The sequence below is a fragment of the Parvularcula sp. IMCC14364 genome (assembly GCF_030758415.1).
GTDB lineage: Bacteria > Pseudomonadota > Alphaproteobacteria > Caulobacterales > Parvularculaceae > Aquisalinus.
Window position 1 is genome coordinate 3,130,485 of sequence record NZ_CP132334.1, and the last position, 17,065, is coordinate 3,147,549.

Here is a 17,065-nt window from a genome sequence, read left to right on the forward strand (position 1 = left end):
ACTTGCCAGCGTGTGGCACTTTTGCCTAAGGCAATTCAACCTCTTACCGCTTTTGCAACACTAAAAAAAGGCCTGACCCGTTTCCAATGTCGATCAATCAGATAACTGTCCTCGGAATTGAGACAAGCTGTGATGAAACGGCTGCCGCTGTGGTGCAACTTTCGGATCAAGGCAGGACGGAGGTGCTTTCCAACGTCATTTATACGCAAGCGACTGAACATGAAGGCTTTGGCGGCATTGTCCCGGAACTCGCTGCCCGGGCACATGTCGAGCGGGCAGATCAGATCACCAGTGACGCCTTGAAGGACGCCGGCATTCTGGATGTCAGTCAACTTGACGGCGTTGCTGCAACATCTGGTCCCGGCCTTATCGGCGGGGTCATGGTCGGCATGATGACGGCTAAAGCCATATCCTTGTCACACGCCATACCGTTTATCCCCGTCAATCACCTTGAAGGGCATGCACTTTCTGCAAGGCTGACCGATGATGTGCCCTTCCCATATCTTTTGTTGCTCGTGTCAGGCGGTCATACCCAGTTATTGCTGGTCTCCGGCGTCGGTCAGTATAGGCGGCTTGGCACCACGATTGATGATGCCGCCGGAGAAGCATTTGATAAAACTGCCAAACTCCTCAATCTGGGTCAACCAGGTGGACCCAAGGTTGAAGACGCTGCGCGCAGCGGGAATGATGAACGATTTGCGTTTCCGCGACCTCTACACCAAAGAGATGATTGTGACTTCTCTCTTTCCGGCCTGAAAACAGCTGTTCGTGTAGTTGCCGAAAGAATCACTGATCTCACACAGCAGGACAGGGCAGATATTTCTGCCTGCTTTCAGCGCGCTGCCGCGCGCCACCTTTCACACAAAACACTCGGTGCCATGAAAATTGCCGAGCGAAGCGGGGTCAAAACTCTGGTGCTGGCTGGCGGTGTTGCCGCCAACAATGTGATCAGGCAACATTTCGATGAAATCGTTCAAGCACGAGATTGGAAAATGGTCGTTCCGCCTGCGAAATATTGTACTGATAATGGTGCGATGATCGCTCTGGCTGGAGCAGAGCAGATCCGAGCCAGAGGCATACCAGACCAGACCAAAGCGATGGAACTTGCACCGCGCCCTCGCTGGCCTCTTGATTCTAATCCGGAAGGCGCGCGCCATGGTGGTGGCAAGAAGGGGCCAAAAGCATAAGTGCCTCAATACTCACCAAGAAGGCGTCTAGGTAAGCGCCGAGATCAGAAGAATAGCGCTTACCAGCATGTTGGCCTTCAATAATTTGTGAACCCAGCCATGACCACACCTGCTGCTCGTCACCCTAACCATCATTATATCAACACGGCCAAGAAGTTGACCAGCCGAGCCTCTTGCGGCCCGATAGCATAAATCAGGAGATACATCCGGCTCATCGCGATAGGCTGCGCAAAGCTCTGCATCATACGTTTCAGACATGGCCCTTAAATTTATACGAAGTACCCCAACGCCTTGGGTATGGCCTGGAAAGAGGCCCTCAATGTGGCATCCATCGTCGGCCATACCAGAAATTTGGCTCGATAACAGAAGTTCTTTGCTATATGCAAGGTGACTTAGATTCTGTGCAACAACGTGCTATCGAATGTGCGAGCTGATGGTAAATTGTCTCAACCAGCTGCTTTCAGGAAATCATCAAAATATAATCTTTTTCAAAACTGTCGCCTTGAGGGCTTCTCAGCTTTTTATGGCACACTTGCCAGCCTGCTCTCACAATTTCAGCCGTTAAGGCTCAAAGAGCCACGCGCCAATAAAGTGACATATTGAATTGGCGAGCACCTCACTCATGGAATGCCGTATAGAGTCAGATGATCAAGACGCTGCTGGTTCGATTAGCAAAATGATCTTCCACGTACAATTCAAAGATATATATTATCGTGCCGAATGCGAAACGGTTATTTAATGTTCAAGCTCTTGAGATAGAAATTACAGCGGCGCTGTGTTCGTAAACCCTCTTCGCCTTTGCTCCAGCCATCTGACCAAGCTGTGCTACCTTCGAACCCGACAGCTGTGCGGCATGTCGTGAAGCCTGCTTTATAGTGAACCGAATTGTCGATACTGTAATCAGGGTTATCAATCTTGTTGCCATGCTCGGCGCCATATTGATAACCGCTCTCATAGCATGTGCACATGTCGTCACGATAGGCACCGGTGAACACAGCAGGATTTGCCGCGCCATCGTCCTTCAGCAACTTGGCACCAGGTGAGCCAATTGTAGGCAATCCATTCTGGAATACTGCGAAGGATGCAGCTGCCACGATTGCCAGCAATAACACGCCTCCGAAAATAGCTTCGATTTTAGTCATAGCTGGTCCCCACATTCGCACATACGAATACACGGTAGCGCGAAGCTACGCCAACGCCAAGAGGAAAGGTTAACGAGTTACGGTAATGCTGACGTGCAGACGTGGCGGAAAGTGACAATTATCTTTAGAGCGTTGCTTCATCACAACATTCACGAATAGGCATGTCCACGCCTGTGAGCTCTTGGCATATTTCAGGATGGCCGTTGCAGCAGTCCTTAACCAGAAAACTGATAAGATCTCTTGCCGCTTCCATATCTACAGCATGGTAGATGCGTCGCCCATCGCGACGCGTTGTTGTCAGCCCCGCCGAAGCCAGAATATTCAAATGGGTAGACATCAGATTTCTGCGCACATCCAGCGTTTCAGCGATTATTGTCGCAGGTATGCCTTCTGGTCCTGCTTCAATCAGCAGGCGAAATACACGCAACCGCGTTTCTTGCGCTAGCGCTGACAGGCGCGTAACAATTTTCTTTGTAGAAATATCGGTATCAGTCATGCGCAAGTCTTGCCCGCTTCCACAGCGATTGGCAAGGCTTGAGGAGGGAAGGGACCGTCCAGATATCATTACCGGATGGTCTGATATTCGAAATTCCTATTCATTCGGACGGTTCAACATTCCACTGATAATCAATACCAATCCGATCAGGCCCGGAAAAGCAGCGACGCCCAGCATGGCAATGGCTGCATCAGGCTCGTCGGAAATGTTACCGCCGAAATAGCCCAGCAAAACCAGCGCAACAGCGACTGCAATCAGAATGAAGCCGGCTGTGACAGAGCTACCCCTGCCTTCTCTTTCCACCCCAAGGGACTCAATCATTTTCTCGTCCAGTGGCTGTCCGTTCTTGAGCATTTCACGGATTGTCTGTTGCTGTTGCGCATTTTTGATCACGCTTGCGACCGCATTGATGAGAATTATCGCGATGACAAAGCCGAATACGCCAAAATAAGAGCTGCCATTCCAAAACCAATCCATGTCCTTAACCTTTCCCGTAACTTTATAAAACAAAGTACCATGTAATTAGGAGTATGTCACGCAGTTTCGAGGCCCTGCGTCAGAGATCACCAGAGCGCCAGAAGACTTTTCGCCGCCAGCACAAAGAGACACAAAGTGGACAGCGCAAATAAAGAGAACCGGATCACCACGACGTTGATGCTAACCTGCACGAGCGAGTGCAACACCCGCAGGACCACATAGGCCCACGCGACCCAAAGCGCGATGTTATCGACAGTGTTGCTGAGGTGAATGTAAAAACCGAGAGCATAAAATATCGTCGGCTGTTCCATAAGGTGATTATAATTATCTGCCGCCCCGCGCGCGGCGGCAGGCAGCACATTCAAGGAGCCCGGAAACTGAGCTGACTGGGGATCAATCCCAGCCTTCTGCATAGCTGGCAGCCGCCGGATATACATGAGCAGCCATACCAGCAACGACCAACAGATAAGAGCGAGTATCGGATTCAGTATTGAATGGCCCATCAGTTTGATCCTTGTTCGAACTCAAGAAACTTTCAAACCTCAAAAACACATATGTCAATGACTGCCAGCAGGCAGTTCTCGCCGCCTGCTTATGATAGATCAAAAGAGACTGAGCACATTTTCGGGAGGGCGACCAATAACGGCATTGCTCCCGCGAATAATAATCGGCCGCTCTATGAGGATTGGATTATCGGACATGGCCTTGAAAAGTGCAGCATCCGATGCTTCGGCCAGATTCAGTTCCTTATACAGAGCCTCATTGCGGCGCATCATGTCACGCGGTAGCATATCAAGTTTCTGAGCAACTTCTTTGAGGCGTTTTTGCGTTATCGGTATCTTGAGATATTCGACAACCTCAAAATCCGCTGTATTTTGCTCGACCAGCGCAAGAGCCTGACGTGATTTCGAGCAGCGTGGATTATGCCAGATTTCCATACAGACTATTTCTCTATTGCCAGCCTGTAGCCACCACTCTCTGTCAGCAGCAGTGACGCTTGAGATGTGTCAGGCTCAATTTTCTGTCGTAACCGATAGATATGCGTTTCGAGCGTATGGGTCGTTACACCGGAATTATATCCCCACACCTCATCCAATAGAACATCCCGGGAGACCGGTTGACCACCAGCGCGATAGAGAAACTTCAGAATTGACGTTTCTTTTTCTGTGAGCTTGATCTTACGGTCATCGTCTGTGACCAGCATTTTGACAGCCGGCTTGAACTCATACGGCCCGACCTTGAAGACGGCATCTTCACTCTGTTCATGACTGCGCAGATGCGCCCGCAAGCGCGCCAGCAAAACAGCAAATTTGAACGGCTTCGTAACATAATCATTTGCGCCAGCGTCGAGACCAAGAATGGTGTCTGCCTCAGTATCTGCCCCTGTCAGCATGATGACAGGGGACTTGAACCCGTTCTTGCGCATGAGACGGCAGGCCTCACGGCCATCCATGTCCGGCAGACCGACATCCAGCAAGACAAGATCTATATGTGCTTCCTGCTTAACCTTTTCGATAGCCGCTGCTGCTGAACCCGCTGTTTCAAGACGAAACTCGTCATGCACCTCAAACTGGTCAGCCAATGTTTCCGTTAACAGCTCATCATCATCAACAAGCAATATGCGTTTCGCCCGCGCCATGTCATTATCCTCGTTCTTATTCTGTCGCGGCAATATAGCTTGCGTTATTTTGTGCGAAACTGATTTTCTCTAACAGGTGGTCACATGGAGTTGAGAGTAGAAGCGGAATTTCGTGAGCATACGGGCACACTCTCGTGCGGAAATGCACGATACCCCTGTGCCCTTGGCCCTGCAGGCCTCGTTTCTGACAAGGCAGAAGGTGATGGTGGCACGCCAATCGCCCGTATGGCACTTAAAAGCGTCTTCTTTCGCGCTGACAGGATTTCCGCGCCGGACACAAAATTGCCGATAAAGGCGATTACGCCTCACGACGCCTGGTGTGATGACCCCGGAAGCAGTTTTTATAACAGCCCCGTCCAGCTGCCATTCAGCCATGGCCACGAAAAAATGTGGCTAGAGGAAAATGTCTACGACATTTGTGTCATACTCGACTGGAACCTCTCACCAGCCCTTGCCGACAAGGGAAGCGCCATATTTTTTCATCTTGCGCGCCAAGCTTATACGCCGACGGAAGGGTGCATTGCCGTGAGCGAAAGTGATATGCGATCCATTCTCGCCGTATGCGATGAACAAAGCACACTTGAGACTGTTCTGGTCACATCAGCTCGTTAGATTGACGGGCGATCCCCGAATATGGCGGAACCAACCCGCACATGCGTTGCGCCTAGCTGACAAGCCATCTCATAATCAGAACTCATTCCCATACTCACCATCGGGAGCGATAATTTGTCAGCCAGCTTCGCCAGCAGGGCAAAGTGAGGTGCTGGATAATCTGATGCTGGTGGTATGCACATAAGCCCCTTAACAGGCAGACCGAATTCCTCTTGGCACTGCCCGACAAAAGACATTACCTCCCCAGGGGCAACACCTGCTTTCTGGGCTTCGTCCCCGGTATTCACTTGCACCAAACAGTCAGGCCGCCTATCGCGTTTTTCCATGGCATTCGCCAATTTCGCAGCTAGCTTCGGGCGATCAACACTGTGAATAACATCGAATAACACAACCGCGTCCTCGGCCTTGTTTGTCTGTAAGGGACCGATCAGGTGCAGCTCTATATCCTCAAACTCTTTGCGTAACGCAGGCCATTTCGCGGCGGCTTCCTGAACGCGATTCTCCCCAAAACAGCGATGCCCTGCCAGCAATGCAGGTCTGATATGTTCGGCCGGGAAAGCCTTGCTCACAGCAATAAGCGATACGTCATTGCCTTTGCGGCCTGCGTCCAAGGCCGCTTTTGTGATGTCCGCTTTGACACTCTCAAGATTTGCGCAGATATCGTCAGGTGTCATGGTTTCAGATCTTTCAAAATCAGTACAGCCAGCTGTCAGACTGGCACATATTGCAGCGCGGCTTAATGCCGCAAGAGTAAACGCGTCAAGTCGACCAGCACCGTTTGCGCTCGCGCTGATGACGGATGAGCGCATTCCGGATATGGTCCGCGCCATAGAGAAGCTCCCGTCAGTACAGGGAAGCAGAGCGGCGATTATATTTCGCCATTACAATCACCCGGAGCGAAAGAAGTTTGCGCGACACCTTTGCGCATTAAGCCAGCAAAAGGGACATTTGTTCCTCGTGGCTGGTGATCCAGCACTTGGCCGCGATGTCTGTGCGGACGGACTTCATTTGCCCGGCTGGCAACTGACAGACGCCTTGATGGTCAGAGAGTCCAACCCACACATCATCCTGTCAGCTGCCTGTCACGATGAAATGGCCATTAAGGTTGCTACAGCCGCTAATGTGGACTGCTTGTTACTGTCGCCCGTTTTTGAAACAAAAAGTCATGCCAATAAAAAAACGCTGGGCACTGATCGATTCAAGGAACTTGCCTCAAGCACGGATATACCCACGCTGGCCTTGGGGGGGATAAATAATTACAATGCTGAGGAATTACGAGATACAGGGGCCGCAGGCATTGCCGCAATAAGCGCGCTCATTCCATCATCAGAACTTGATTGAGCTTTCAAAGATAATAGACGTTTTTTCTTCCTGGCCACCAAGTGAGTCTGGCTTGTCACTATCAACAAACTGCGCCGCAGCACCAAGGGTTACCCCCTGCTGGAAGACATAGGAAACACCGGCCTGCGCCAGTTCTGTTTCACGAAAGAAAGAGGGATCAAGAGGTGAAGCGGCATCACGGCTGGCGTCAGATGATCCGTACCCAAGCATGAAGCCCCATGGACCGGTCTCATAAGTTATGCCAGCATCAAATGCGAGATAGGCATCATCGTCACGCACATCGAGTCCCACATTGGTGTTCTTTACAGACCCGCCAAGCGTGAAGCCTTTTATCGCCACGTTCAGGCCAAGGGCATAGGACTGATAATCGTCAAATCCGGCAGGAGCATTCCCCACATCCTCAGAGGCCGTAATGTAACTCGCCCCAAGACCAAGGCGGATATCGTTTTCAGGGTCGCCGATACCACGCTCGAAATACAAGGCTGCTTCAACAACATCCCGCCATGACGAATTGCGCATCAAGGCTTGCCCGGCAGGGGCAGGGGCGCCACCTGTTACAGGCGCGCATAATTCCTCGTCGCACTCTTTCAATTCGGGGGAGTAGGAGACGCCAACCTGAAGACCGCCAATAATACCGCCGAGAAAATTCGCTGGCGGCATATAGGTCAGTTTCGTAGAATAACCGGAAAAATCATTCACTGTCTGAATGTCATTGAGATTGGAAAGATCGCTCTTCCAGTCGTTTACACCAATCGCCCTGAAAACGGTCGGTGATGTAACCGCGAGCTGGCTGGCAATACCATTATCACGACCGATAGATATCTCACCAAACCCGCCCTTCAAATAGGCATAGGCGCTTTGCAAAAAGGCATCGCCTTCAAGCGGACCAACACCCCTTGACCCACCGGAAAGAAGTCCTGAATATCGACCGCCCGCCCAATACTGCTGCGGCATGTCACCATCAACACGCGCCTCCAGGACGCCGCCAAGCTCCAGACCACTGTCGAAAATGCGAGAAGATTCAACTTTCAGTCGGGCATCCGCATCCGCTTCAAATTCACCATCAACGCTGCCCGCAACGGCGGTAATCTCTCCGCTAACCTCGACGCTTGTGTCTTCCTGGGCGATGGCAGAACTGAAAAAAACCAGAGCACAGCAGGTTGTAAGCAGTGCAGACGCAAGTCTGCCTGTTTTCTCAAGACCAAGGTGTTTATTAGAGCATTCGTGCATCTGGTAAAAAGCTGTTCAGCATCCTCTTGTCGCAGCACTCTTCAGCCGCAGATTTGGTCTCTCGTAAAATTAACGCCACTTAAAATTATGCAATAATTAACGTATGTTAGCTTGTAACATCTACATTCTATTGCGTACGTTCTCCATGAACGAATAAAGGCGTGATGCGTTTTCCGGTCAACAGATTTTGAGTCGAAGTATTTGAGTAATCCGTCCATTGTGATAGTAAAGTCACGAATGGTTAACCGAACCAGCGATTTTCTAGGGAGTTGAGGCATTATGAAGCCTGAAACGAAACGTTTATGTAAGATTTTGGGAATGGCCTGTGGCGCCGCCATCCTTGCCGCATGTGCAAGCAACAACAACGCAGCCGAGACCAGCCGCAATGCCGCTTTGCCATCCTATTCGCTGGACAATCGCTCCGGCGCAGTGACCAGCGTTAACAGGTATCTCTGGTCTGCATCGCTTGAAACACTGAACTTCATGCCGGTTTTTTCTGCGGACCCGATTGGCGGGATCATTATTACAGACTGGTTTGCCAATCCGAATGTGCCAAATGAGCGCCTCAAGGCAAATATATACATTCTTGACACAACGCTTCGTGCCGATGCGCTGCGCGTCTCCGTGTTCAAACAGCAATATACAGGCGCAGGCTGGCAGGACGCCCCTGTAAATCCGGCCACAGCCCGTGAGATTGAAAATGCTATTATGACAAGAGCGCGCCAGTTGCGACTTAACAGCGTCGGCTAGTAATTCACGCCGTTTGACGGTACGCGAAACGCCCGTTCGTCAGACGGGCGTTTTGTTATTTTAGAACCACAGGATCAGCCAGATGGCACGATATAATCCGAAAGAAGCAGAACCCAAATGGCGCAAGGCCTGGGAAGAAACAGACGCGTTCAGAGCGGAGGAAGACACCTCTAAACCTAAATATTTCGTCCTCGAAATGTTCCCGTACCCATCAGGCCGAATCCATATTGGACATGTCCGTAATTATGCCATGGGTGATGTGATCGCCCGGTATAAAAAAGCGCAAGGACATAACGTCCTGCACCCCATGGGCTGGGATGCTTTCGGGATGCCGGCCGAAAATGCAGCCATGGAGAGCGGCGGACATCCGCGCACCTGGACCTACAATAATATTGCCATCATGCGTGACCAGCTCAAACGCATGGGACTCGCCATTGACTGGAGCCGTGAATTCGCAACCTCTGACCCCGACTATTATGTCCATGAACAACGAATGTTCCTGGATTTCTGGGAGCGAGGCTTCATCCACCGCAAGGAAAGTATGGTAAACTGGGATCCGGTTGACCAGACCGTCCTCGCCAATGAGCAAGTGATCGATGGAAAGGGGTGGCGCTCAGGCGCGCCAGTTGAGCGACGCACGCTGTCGCAATGGTTCTTCAGAATTACGGACCGCGCGGAAGACCTGCTGGCAGCGCTGGACGACGGTCGTCTGGGGAGTTGGCCAGAGAATGTCGTCAGCATGCAACGCAACTGGATTGGCAAATCCAAGGGGCTCAGAATGTCCTTCCAGGCTGCTGACGAAGCGCCGGAAAAGTTTCAGAATATCGAAATCTATACGACACGGCCGGATACTTTATATGGCGCCTCTTTCCTTGGCGTCTCACCGGATCATCCGCTGGCAAAACATTACGCCGATGCCGATCCTGAACTACAGGCTTTTATTGCCGACTGTCAGAAAACCGGCACATCCGAACAGGCCATCGAGAAAGCCGAAAAGAAGGGCTACCGGCTACCACTGGAAATGAAGCACCCGGTCAAAGAGGGAGAAACGCTGCCTGTTTTCGTGGCCAACTTCATTTTGATGCAATACGGCACTGGTGCGATTTTTGGCTGTCCTGCCCACGACCAGCGCGACCTCGATTTTGCCCGTAAATATGATCTGGATGTAACACCGGTTGTGCTGCCACCTGATGCAGATCAGAAGACGTTCGAGATCGAGACTGAAGCCTATGTCGGCCCTGGTACGATGTTCAATTCCGGTTTTCTTGATGGATTGCGCTGGGAAGAAGCCCTGCCAAAAATGATCGAGCATATTGAAAGTCAGAACGCCGGAGAGGGGACAACCAACTATCGCCTGCGCGATTGGGGCATTTCGCGGCAACGCTATTGGGGATGCCCAATTCCAGCTATACACTGTGAAAAATGCGGTGTCGTTCCGGTACCAAAACAGGACCTTCCTGTTGCCCTGCCTGACGAAGCCGACTTCTCCGAACCCGGAAATCCATTAGACAGACATCCCACATGGAAACATGTGGACTGCCCGAAATGCGGCGCGGCGGCGCGGCGTGAAACAGACACATTCGATACATTCGTGGATTCATCATGGTATTTTGCGCGGTTTGCAGCGCCGACACCAGACAGCCCCACCAACAAGGACATGGCTGACTACTGGCTGCCGGTAGATCAGTATATTGGCGGTATTGAACATGCGATTCTTCATCTTCTTTATGCGCGATATTTCACACGCAATATGAAGGACTGTGACTATCTCTCTGTTGAAGAGCCATTCCGTAACCTCTTCACACAAGGCATGGTCGTACACGCAACCTATCTTGATAGCGATGAGAGTAAACCGCTCAAGGACCGGTGGCTGTTTCCAGAGCAGGTCATACTGAAAGGCGACAGCGCTACCCACGCTGAGACTGGCAATACTGTAAAAATTGGCGGCATCGAGAAGATGTCCAAGTCCAAGAAGAATGTTGTATCACCAGAAGAAATTGCCAACACTTATGGCGCAGATGCGGCCCGGTGGTTCATGCTCTCAGACTCGCCGCCAGAGCGCGATGTGGAATGGAGTGAAGCCGGTGTTGAAGGAGCCTGGAAACTGGTCAATCGTATCTGGGATACCTGCGAGCAGGCGGGCAGCATTCTGCGTGAGCCGCATCTTGGTAACCTTTCTGCTGACATGCCCGAAGCTGACATGGCCTTGCGTCGCCTGACCCACGGCACAGTTGCCAATGTGACTGAAGACATTGAAAATTTTCGCTTCAACAAGGCAATTGCCCGCCTTTACGAATATATCAATGCCGCCCGGAAGTCTGTTTCCGGGGACACCGTTTCAGCGCCGGTCAAGGCAGAAGCCCTGTCTGCTCTGGCGCGCCTGATCTCTCCGTTCATCCCTCATGTTGCAGAAGAGTGCTGGGAGCATCTTGGCGGTGAGGGCATGGTTTGCCACGCCCCGTGGCCAAAGGCTGATCAAAGCCTTCTCGTAGCCAAAACGATCATACTTCCCATCCAAGTGAATGGTAAGAGAAGGGGTAAAATTTCTGTGCCGGCAGAAGCGACAGAACAAGAAGTGAAGGAACTGGCCTTGTCCGATGAGGCCATTCAGCGGCATATTGATGGCAAGGAGATACGCAAGTTCATCGTTGTGCCCGGGCGTATCATCAATATCGTCGTATAAGCGGTCCTGCAGGAGAGACAAGGTAAATGATCCGTAAACATCTCAAAATGATCTGCACCAGCGCAGCGCTTGTGATATCTGCACCCTTTCTGTCCGCTTGCGGCTTCACCCCTCTTTATGCTGACAATGATCAGGAATTGACCCGCTCTCTGGCAGAAGTGAATATTCTCCCCATTCGCGAGCCAGAGACCGCAAGCTATGTTCTTGAAAACGAATTGCGTGATTTTTCCAGCAGAACCGCAGCAACCCGGTATGACCTACAGGTCGGGCTCAGGGAGAACCGAAAGTCCGTCTCCGTTACCGGAAATGCGCAGACCGCGCGTTTCGAATACACGTTACTTGGTACTTATACGCTAACAGATAATGAGACAGGCCAGCGCTACCGGAATTCGAAATCTGTTATTACCAGTTACGGCATTGTGCCATCACAATATGCGTCGCTGGTTGCGCAGGAAGATGCTAGCCGTAAAGCAGCGATAGAACTGGCACAACAAATCGAGTTTGACCTCGTCTTCTATTTCAAAGGTCAGATTGAAGGCACTCAGGTCGAAGCCGGTCAGGAATTCGAGGAACAGACGCAACAGGAGACTCTCCAAGAGCGACAAATACAGGAAATTCTTGGGGAAGATTTTGAGCGCAATTAAGCCGAAAGATGTCTCTGCTTTTCTGAAGAAGCGCAATCCCAGCTACAAGGCTGTATTGATATATGGACCAGATGGCGGCGCTGTTCGGGAACGCTCGAATGTTCTGGCCCGCCAGGTCGTCAAAGACCTGTCTGATCCCTTTAGCTTTATCGAGCTGTCTGAAGCAGACCTCAAGGAAACACCCTCGCGCCTAGTCGATGAGGCCGCAGCATTCTCTTTTGCCGGTGGCGAGCGGGTCGTCAGGGTCACCGGCTCAGGCGAGACAGTTACCTCATCAGCCAGGCTTTTGCTGAATGCTCTCGAAGCCGGAACATTCGAACCAAATGCGCTTACCCTGATAGAGGCTGGCGAGTTGCGCAAGACTTCCGGGCTGCGGAAACTGTTTGAAGGCAGTAACAAAGTGGCAGCCATCGCCTGCTATGAAGATAATATTATCGATTTGCGCGAGTTGATTTCGCAAGCCCTGCAGGAAGAAGATCTGACCATATCCCGCGATGGGCTTGAGTTCCTCGCGGCAAGCCTGGGTCAGGATCGCGGTGTCAGTCGCGCCGAAATAGAAAAAATTATTCTTTACAAAGACACCAAAGATCAGCGCAGCGAGAAAGCAGAAGTCTCGCTCTTAGACGTTCAGGCCTGCCTTGCGGATGCAACACAAGACACCACTTTCGACATAGCTTCATTCAGCGCGGCCGGCGAGCCAGCAAAACTCTCAGCAGCACTACAGCGTGCTGTGACGGCAGGAACGTCTCCGATCATGATACTGATCTTTCTGCAACGACACTTCGCGCGGCTATACACAGTACAATCACTTATTGGTGGTGGTATGGCTAAAGATGCGGCGATGAAAAAGCTTCGGCCACCGATTTTTTTTGCTGAACAACGTAATTTTGAAAATCAACTTCGCAAATGGCCTCTGCCACGTCTTGAAAAAGCTGTCGCCGACCTTCTGGAAACAGAACACGCCTCCAAGAGAACCGGTGCACCGCAGCAAGAGCTCATAGAGCGCGCAGCCCTGCGCCTTGCAGTTATGGCAAAATAGCCACACTTGGGGCTTTCTATATTTCCTTAATTGACACGACCGCTTCTCAGGCGTAGCGGGAATGCACAACTATAATTTATGGATGATCAGGCAAATGAATAAGCCAGTGGTAAAAATACGACCAGAATGCGCAGGACTCACGTCCCCGCGCTCATTCTGTTTACCGGCTCGTTCCTGGCCCGCGCTTTAGGTTTCTATTCCGAATACCTGCATCGCCCCTCCGAGCCCACCGCTCAGGAGGGTTTTTTTATCTCTCCTTCAAGAGCCTCAGTTAAGATTTAAGAGATTTGAGATGACCGAGAGAGAAACTAAACTGACAACAGAACTGCGTGACAATGCAGACATTGATGAAAGCCAGATCGGTAAACCTATGAGTTGGCGGAAAGAGTTTTCCAGCCTGTTATTGCTTGGCTTTCCACTGGCCCTTACACAGCTCGTACAATTTTCAATAAGCACTATCGACTTGCTGATGATTGGGCAGCTAGGAGCCGAAGCGCTTGCGTCTGCCTCGCTTGGGCTTGCGATATTCTATGCAACCTGGCTGGTCGGCTTTGGGCCGATGATGGCCGTGACGCCTCTGGTGTCACAAACCCTTGGTGCCGACCCGAACAATACACGTGATGTCCGTATTTCTGTCCGTATGGGATTATGGGCCATCATTATCACCTTCCCGATGATGTTCGTGATCTACTTTTTTTCGGCTGACATTGCGTTGATGCTGGGGCAAGCACCGCATATTTCAGAGGCCGCCGGCAATTACATTCTGGCACTCGCGCCAGGGATGCCTTTTGCGCTGGGCGTCTTCATGCTGAGGAATTTTCTTGCGGCTATAGACCGTACGCGCGTTCCTCTTGCCGTTATCATTATCGTGACCCTGCTTAATACACTGCTGAACTGGATTCTTATATATGGTAATTGGGGTGCGCCAGCCTGGGGGCTGGTCGGTGCCGGCATTGCCTCATCACTTTCCCATATCGTTGGCTTCCTTCTACTAACGGCATATATCCAATGGGATTCACGCGGGCGTGAGTTTGAGCTGTTTGATAATTTTTTTCGACTGCACACAGAACGCCTGAGAGAAATATTCAAATTAGGACTGCCCATAAGCGTTACTTTTGGCTTTGAGGTCATGCTGTTCAATGTGGCGGTATTCCTGATGGGTTTGATCGGTGTTTACGAGCAAGCTGCTTATCAGTCCGCGCTGAATGTTGCCGCATTGGCCTTTATGATGCCGCTTGGCTTTTCAATGGCTGGTTGTGTGCGTGTTGGTCTTGCTGCGGGCGCAAAGGATCAGAAAGGCATACGCAAAGCAGCCGGCGCGACAATCGCCGTGTGCCTGATTGCGATCATGAGTGTTGCTGTCTTTGTTGTGCTTTTCCCACGTGAGATTGCACGATTTTATCTTGATGCGGATGAGGGGGCTAATACGGAAGTACTCCGCCTTATCGCATCCTTCCTGCCTATCGCAGCTGCATTCATGTTCTTTGACGGCATTCAGGTTGCCGCAGGACAGGTCTTACGCGGGCTTAAAGACGTCAATAGCCCGATGTACTTAACAGGGATCAGTTACTGGCTGATCGGATTTCCTGTCTCTGTATATTTTGGTCTTTACACGCCCGTTGGGGCTATAGGTGTCTGGTGGGGATTGCTTGCCGGCCTAGCGGCGGCATCAATTCTGCTAGGTGGCAGACTGCTCTACCTACTCGCGAATCCAGAGGAGCAGCCGGGCTAATGGACATAAGATAGGAGCAGGGCATAGCACAGCCCTGCGTGTTTTATTGAGCCATCACAGTTTCAAGCGCCTCTAGGCACTTGCTGACATTTGCTTCACTCGCCCCATGCCCCATTAAACCAATTCGCCAGACCTTGCCGGCAAGAGCGCCCAGCCCTGCCCCGATCTCAAGCTGATGATCATTGAGCAGTTTTTTTCTTATATCCGCTTCACTAGACTGCAGGTGATCTGGTATCAACACGCTATTCAGCTGCGGGAGTCTGTATGGCGGCTCAACCAGATATTCGATACCCAGCTTTCCCAATCCCTGATGTAATTGCTGGTGCAGGCGCTGGTGCCTTTCCCAAGAGGCTTCGAGTCCTTCTTCATGTAAAATCACCAAGCTCTCATGCAGACCATACATGGCGTTAACAGGTGCCGTGTGGTGATAGGCACGCCCACCGTCTCCGTCCCAATAACCAAGTACGAGGTTGAGATCCAGGAACCAGCTTTGTACTTTCGTCTTCCGGTTACGGATTTTATCAAGCGCCTTCTCTGAAAAACTGACGGGAGACAGGCCCGGCGGCGCTGACAGGCATTTCTGGCTACCCGAATAGATGGCATCAATACCCCACGCATCAACTTCCAACGGGATGCCGCCCAGTGTTGTGACAGCATCAACTATCGTCAGGCAGGCATGCTCACGAGCAAGGGAACATAACGTCTCTGCGTCAGATCGGACACCCGTGGATGTCTCAGAATGAACAAAGCCAACAGCAACAGCATCAGGATTTTCCCGCAATACGTCTTCGAGTTTACTAACTGATACCGGCTTGCCCCAATCATCCTCTACCGCAATCGGCACGCCGCCAGCACGCTCAATATTCTCCTTCATGCGACCGCCGAAAACACCATTGATACAAACAATTACCTTATCACCCGGCTCAACAATATTGACGACACAGGTCTCCATTCCTGCGGATCCTGGCGCAGAAACGGGGAAAGTGACATCGTTCTCTGTACGGAAGGCATATCTCAGAAGGGCCTTTATTTCGTCCATCAGATCGACAAATTGAGGGTCAAGATGACCAATAGTCTGGCGCGCCTGCGCAGTTAGCACACGCGGCGACACATCTGACGGGCCAGGGCCCATCAGGGTTTTCGCTGTAGGCTCAAAAGTCTTGAAACGAACGGACATCAATCTCTCCAGATTACACAGATACATTCATCAGGCGGCGACACACTTCATCAAGCTGATCCAGAGACCGGTAATCAATGAAAAGTTTGCCACCCTTTTTGCCTTTGTGCTCAATGCCAACATCCAGACCAAGCGCTTCCGCAAGGTCGCGCTCCAAAGCACGTGTGTCGGCGTCTTTCTTTGAGGTTGAAGGCTTATCTTTCTTCCCGGATCTGGAAGGATCGCTTTCAGCGCGATCCTTGCCAAGAGGCTGTTTGGCCAACTTCTCTGTCTGGCGTACGGATAGTCCTTTTTTGACAATCTGTTCTGCAATTGTTTGCGGGCTTTCACTTGCCAGAAGCGCGCGCGCATGCCCCATAGAAAGCGCGCCTTCGCGCACCATCAATCGCACACTTTCCGGCAACTTCAAAAGACGCATCATGTTGGCAACATGGCTCCGGCTTTTCCCGACAGCGTCAGCTATCTCATTTTGATTGCGCGTATGAGCTTCGCCCAGATGAGCGTAGGCCTCCGCTTCCTCCATCGGATTCAGATCAACACGTTGCAGATTTTCGATAAGTGCGATCTCGGCGGTTTCCGCATCAGAAAATATACGGATAATAACTGGCACCTCATGCAGTTTCGCCCTTTGTGCAGCCCGCCAGCGACGCTCCCCTGCTACGATACGGTATTTATTTGGCTCATCATCATCTGGGCGAACCAGAATAGGCTGCAACATACCTTTCTCGCTTATTGAGGCAGCCAATTCATCAATAGCCTCATCGGAGAATGTCTTTCTGGGCTGTTTCGGATCAGGAATAATAAATTCGATGGGCAATTTCTCCTGCACGCCAGCAGCAGGGACCGCATCTCTCGCGTGCGGCGTTGCCTCGCCGAGCAATACATCAAGCCCCCGCCCCAAACCTTTCTTGGCCAT

At 51.4% G+C, this 17,065-nt stretch carries 18 protein-coding genes; 8 read left to right on the forward strand and 10 right to left on the reverse strand.

Going from position 1 to position 17,065, the window contains the following annotated elements; all coding sequences use genetic code 11:
* The first annotated feature begins 101 nt into the window (after window positions 1-101).
* On the forward strand, window positions 102-1,187 hold the full coding sequence (gene tsaD, locus RAL90_RS14650) for a tRNA (adenosine(37)-N6)-threonylcarbamoyltransferase complex transferase subunit TsaD (RefSeq protein WP_372340483.1): 1,086 nt from the start codon (window positions 102-104) through the stop codon (window positions 1,185-1,187).
* Window positions 1,188-1,918: 731 nt separating this feature from the next.
* Here tsaD and RAL90_RS14655 read toward each other — a convergent pair.
* From RAL90_RS14655 to RAL90_RS14680, 6 genes are all read right to left on the reverse strand, one after another.
* On the reverse strand, window positions 1,919-2,329 hold the full coding sequence (locus tag RAL90_RS14655; RefSeq protein ID WP_306251940.1) for a hypothetical protein: 411 nt from the start codon (window positions 2,327-2,329) through the stop codon (window positions 1,919-1,921).
* 124 nt (window positions 2,330-2,453) lie between these two features.
* A complete protein-coding gene (locus tag RAL90_RS14660; RefSeq protein ID WP_306251942.1) occupies window positions 2,454-2,825 on the reverse strand; it encodes a helix-turn-helix transcriptional regulator in 372 nt (123 codons plus the stop codon).
* A 96-nt stretch (window positions 2,826-2,921) separates the two neighbouring features.
* Window positions 2,922-3,302: a DUF6249 domain-containing protein gene (locus tag RAL90_RS14665; RefSeq protein WP_306251944.1), complete on the reverse strand. Its 381-nt coding sequence runs from the start codon at window positions 3,300-3,302 to the stop codon at window positions 2,922-2,924.
* A gap of 86 nt (window positions 3,303-3,388) precedes the next feature.
* Window positions 3,389-3,805, reverse strand: coding sequence for an MAPEG family protein (locus RAL90_RS14670; RefSeq protein ID WP_306251946.1), 417 nt, complete (start codon window positions 3,803-3,805; stop codon window positions 3,389-3,391).
* Window positions 3,806-3,904: 99 nt separating this feature from the next.
* Window positions 3,905-4,240, reverse strand: a complete 336-nt coding sequence (gene arsC, locus RAL90_RS14675) for an arsenate reductase (glutaredoxin) (protein WP_306251948.1) — start codon at window positions 4,238-4,240, stop codon at window positions 3,905-3,907.
* Window positions 4,241-4,245: 5 nt separating this feature from the next.
* Window positions 4,246-4,941, reverse strand: a complete 696-nt coding sequence (locus RAL90_RS14680; RefSeq protein ID WP_306251950.1) for a response regulator transcription factor — start codon at window positions 4,939-4,941, stop codon at window positions 4,246-4,248.
* Between the two features lie 84 nt (window positions 4,942-5,025).
* Here RAL90_RS14680 and RAL90_RS14685 point away from each other — a divergent pair, with 84 nt between their 5' ends.
* Entirely contained in the window at window positions 5,026-5,553 is a 528-nt protein-coding gene (locus RAL90_RS14685; protein WP_306251952.1) for a L,D-transpeptidase, read from the forward strand.
* Here RAL90_RS14685 and RAL90_RS14690 read toward each other — a convergent pair.
* Window positions 5,550-6,227, reverse strand: coding sequence for a YggS family pyridoxal phosphate-dependent enzyme (locus tag RAL90_RS14690; protein ID WP_306251954.1), 678 nt, complete (start codon window positions 6,225-6,227; stop codon window positions 5,550-5,552). The genes RAL90_RS14685 and RAL90_RS14690 overlap by 4 nt on opposite strands.
* On the opposite strand from RAL90_RS14690, the gene RAL90_RS14695 reads away from it, so the two are divergent.
* Window positions 6,226-6,894 carry a thiamine phosphate synthase gene (locus tag RAL90_RS14695; RefSeq protein WP_306251956.1) on the forward strand — a complete coding sequence of 223 codons (669 nt, stop codon included), beginning with the start codon at window positions 6,226-6,228 and terminating at the stop codon, window positions 6,892-6,894. The genes RAL90_RS14690 and RAL90_RS14695 overlap by 2 nt on opposite strands.
* Here the strand turns inward: RAL90_RS14695 and RAL90_RS14700 are convergent.
* The gene (locus RAL90_RS14700; protein WP_306251958.1) at window positions 6,880-8,124 is read right to left on the reverse strand and encodes a porin; all 1,245 of its coding nucleotides are present in this window, start codon (window positions 8,122-8,124) and stop codon (window positions 6,880-6,882) included. The two genes, RAL90_RS14695 and RAL90_RS14700, sit on opposite strands and share 15 nt — an antisense overlap.
* 318 nt (window positions 8,125-8,442) lie before the next feature.
* On the opposite strand from RAL90_RS14700, the gene RAL90_RS14705 reads away from it, so the two are divergent.
* The 5 genes from RAL90_RS14705 (at window position 8,443) to RAL90_RS14725 (ending at window position 14,972) form a co-directional block, all read left to right on the forward strand.
* Window positions 8,443-8,874 carry a DUF3576 domain-containing protein gene (locus RAL90_RS14705; protein ID WP_306251960.1) on the forward strand — a complete coding sequence of 144 codons (432 nt, stop codon included), beginning with the start codon at window positions 8,443-8,445 and terminating at the stop codon, window positions 8,872-8,874.
* A gap of 82 nt (window positions 8,875-8,956) precedes the next feature.
* A complete protein-coding gene (gene leuS, locus RAL90_RS14710) occupies window positions 8,957-11,557 on the forward strand; it encodes a leucine--tRNA ligase (RefSeq protein WP_306251962.1) in 2,601 nt (866 codons plus the stop codon).
* A gap of 26 nt (window positions 11,558-11,583) precedes the next feature.
* Entirely contained in the window at window positions 11,584-12,201 is a 618-nt protein-coding gene (gene lptE, locus RAL90_RS14715) for an LPS assembly lipoprotein LptE (RefSeq protein WP_306251964.1), read from the forward strand.
* On the forward strand, window positions 12,188-13,240 hold the full coding sequence (gene holA / locus RAL90_RS14720) for a DNA polymerase III subunit delta (RefSeq protein ID WP_306251966.1): 1,053 nt from the start codon (window positions 12,188-12,190) through the stop codon (window positions 13,238-13,240). The genes lptE and holA overlap by 14 nt, the downstream gene beginning before the upstream one ends.
* Before the next feature lie 292 nt (window positions 13,241-13,532).
* The gene (locus RAL90_RS14725) at window positions 13,533-14,972 is read left to right on the forward strand and encodes an MATE family efflux transporter (protein ID WP_306251968.1); all 1,440 of its coding nucleotides are present in this window, start codon (window positions 13,533-13,535) and stop codon (window positions 14,970-14,972) included.
* Between the two features lie 43 nt (window positions 14,973-15,015).
* On the opposite strand, the gene RAL90_RS14730 is transcribed toward RAL90_RS14725, so the two are convergent.
* Window positions 15,016-16,104: an alanine--glyoxylate aminotransferase family protein gene (locus RAL90_RS14730; protein ID WP_372340484.1), complete on the reverse strand. Its 1,089-nt coding sequence runs from the start codon at window positions 16,102-16,104 to the stop codon at window positions 15,016-15,018.
* A 58-nt stretch (window positions 16,105-16,162) separates the two neighbouring features.
* Window positions 16,163-17,065 carry a ParB/RepB/Spo0J family partition protein gene (locus RAL90_RS14735; protein WP_306251972.1) on the reverse strand — a complete coding sequence of 301 codons (903 nt, stop codon included), beginning with the start codon at window positions 17,063-17,065 and terminating at the stop codon, window positions 16,163-16,165.

What these genes read in the sequence shown, in the direction of transcription:
- RAL90_RS14655 (WP_306251940.1), bottom strand. Translation starts at nt 2,329, where the DNA reads ATGACTAAAATCGAAGCTATTTTCGGAGGCGTGTTATTGCTGGCAATC.
- RAL90_RS14660 (WP_306251942.1), bottom strand. Translation starts at nt 2,825, where the DNA reads ATGACTGATACCGATATTTCTACAAAGAAAATTGTTACGCGCCTGTCA.
- RAL90_RS14665 (WP_306251944.1), bottom strand. Translation starts at nt 3,302, where the DNA reads ATGGATTGGTTTTGGAATGGCAGCTCTTATTTTGGCGTATTCGGCTTT.
- RAL90_RS14670 (WP_306251946.1), bottom strand. Translation starts at nt 3,805, where the DNA reads ATGGGCCATTCAATACTGAATCCGATACTCGCTCTTATCTGTTGGTCG.
- arsC (WP_306251948.1), bottom strand. Translation starts at nt 4,240, where the DNA reads ATGGAAATCTGGCATAATCCACGCTGCTCGAAATCACGTCAGGCTCTT.
- RAL90_RS14680 (WP_306251950.1), bottom strand. Translation starts at nt 4,941, where the DNA reads ATGGCGCGGGCGAAACGCATATTGCTTGTTGATGATGATGAGCTGTTA.
- RAL90_RS14685 (WP_306251952.1), top strand. Translation starts at nt 5,026, where the DNA reads ATGGAGTTGAGAGTAGAAGCGGAATTTCGTGAGCATACGGGCACACTC.
- RAL90_RS14695 (WP_306251956.1), top strand. Translation starts at nt 6,226, where the DNA reads ATGGTTTCAGATCTTTCAAAATCAGTACAGCCAGCTGTCAGACTGGCA.
- RAL90_RS14690 (WP_306251954.1), bottom strand. Translation starts at nt 6,227, where the DNA reads ATGACACCTGACGATATCTGCGCAAATCTTGAGAGTGTCAAAGCGGAC.
- RAL90_RS14700 (WP_306251958.1), bottom strand. Translation starts at nt 8,124, where the DNA reads ATGCACGAATGCTCTAATAAACACCTTGGTCTTGAGAAAACAGGCAGA.
- RAL90_RS14705 (WP_306251960.1), top strand. Translation starts at nt 8,443, where the DNA reads ATGGCCTGTGGCGCCGCCATCCTTGCCGCATGTGCAAGCAACAACAAC.
- leuS (WP_306251962.1), top strand. Translation starts at nt 8,957, where the DNA reads ATGGCACGATATAATCCGAAAGAAGCAGAACCCAAATGGCGCAAGGCC.
- lptE (WP_306251964.1), top strand. Translation starts at nt 11,584, where the DNA reads ATGATCCGTAAACATCTCAAAATGATCTGCACCAGCGCAGCGCTTGTG.
- RAL90_RS14725 (WP_306251968.1), top strand. Translation starts at nt 13,533, where the DNA reads ATGACCGAGAGAGAAACTAAACTGACAACAGAACTGCGTGACAATGCA.
- RAL90_RS14730 (WP_372340484.1), bottom strand. Translation starts at nt 16,104, where the DNA reads ATGGGCCCTGGCCCGTCAGATGTGTCGCCGCGTGTGCTAACTGCGCAG.
- RAL90_RS14735 (WP_306251972.1), bottom strand. Translation starts at nt 17,065, where the DNA reads ATGGCCAAGAAAGGTTTGGGGCGGGGGCTTGATGTATTGCTCGGCGAG.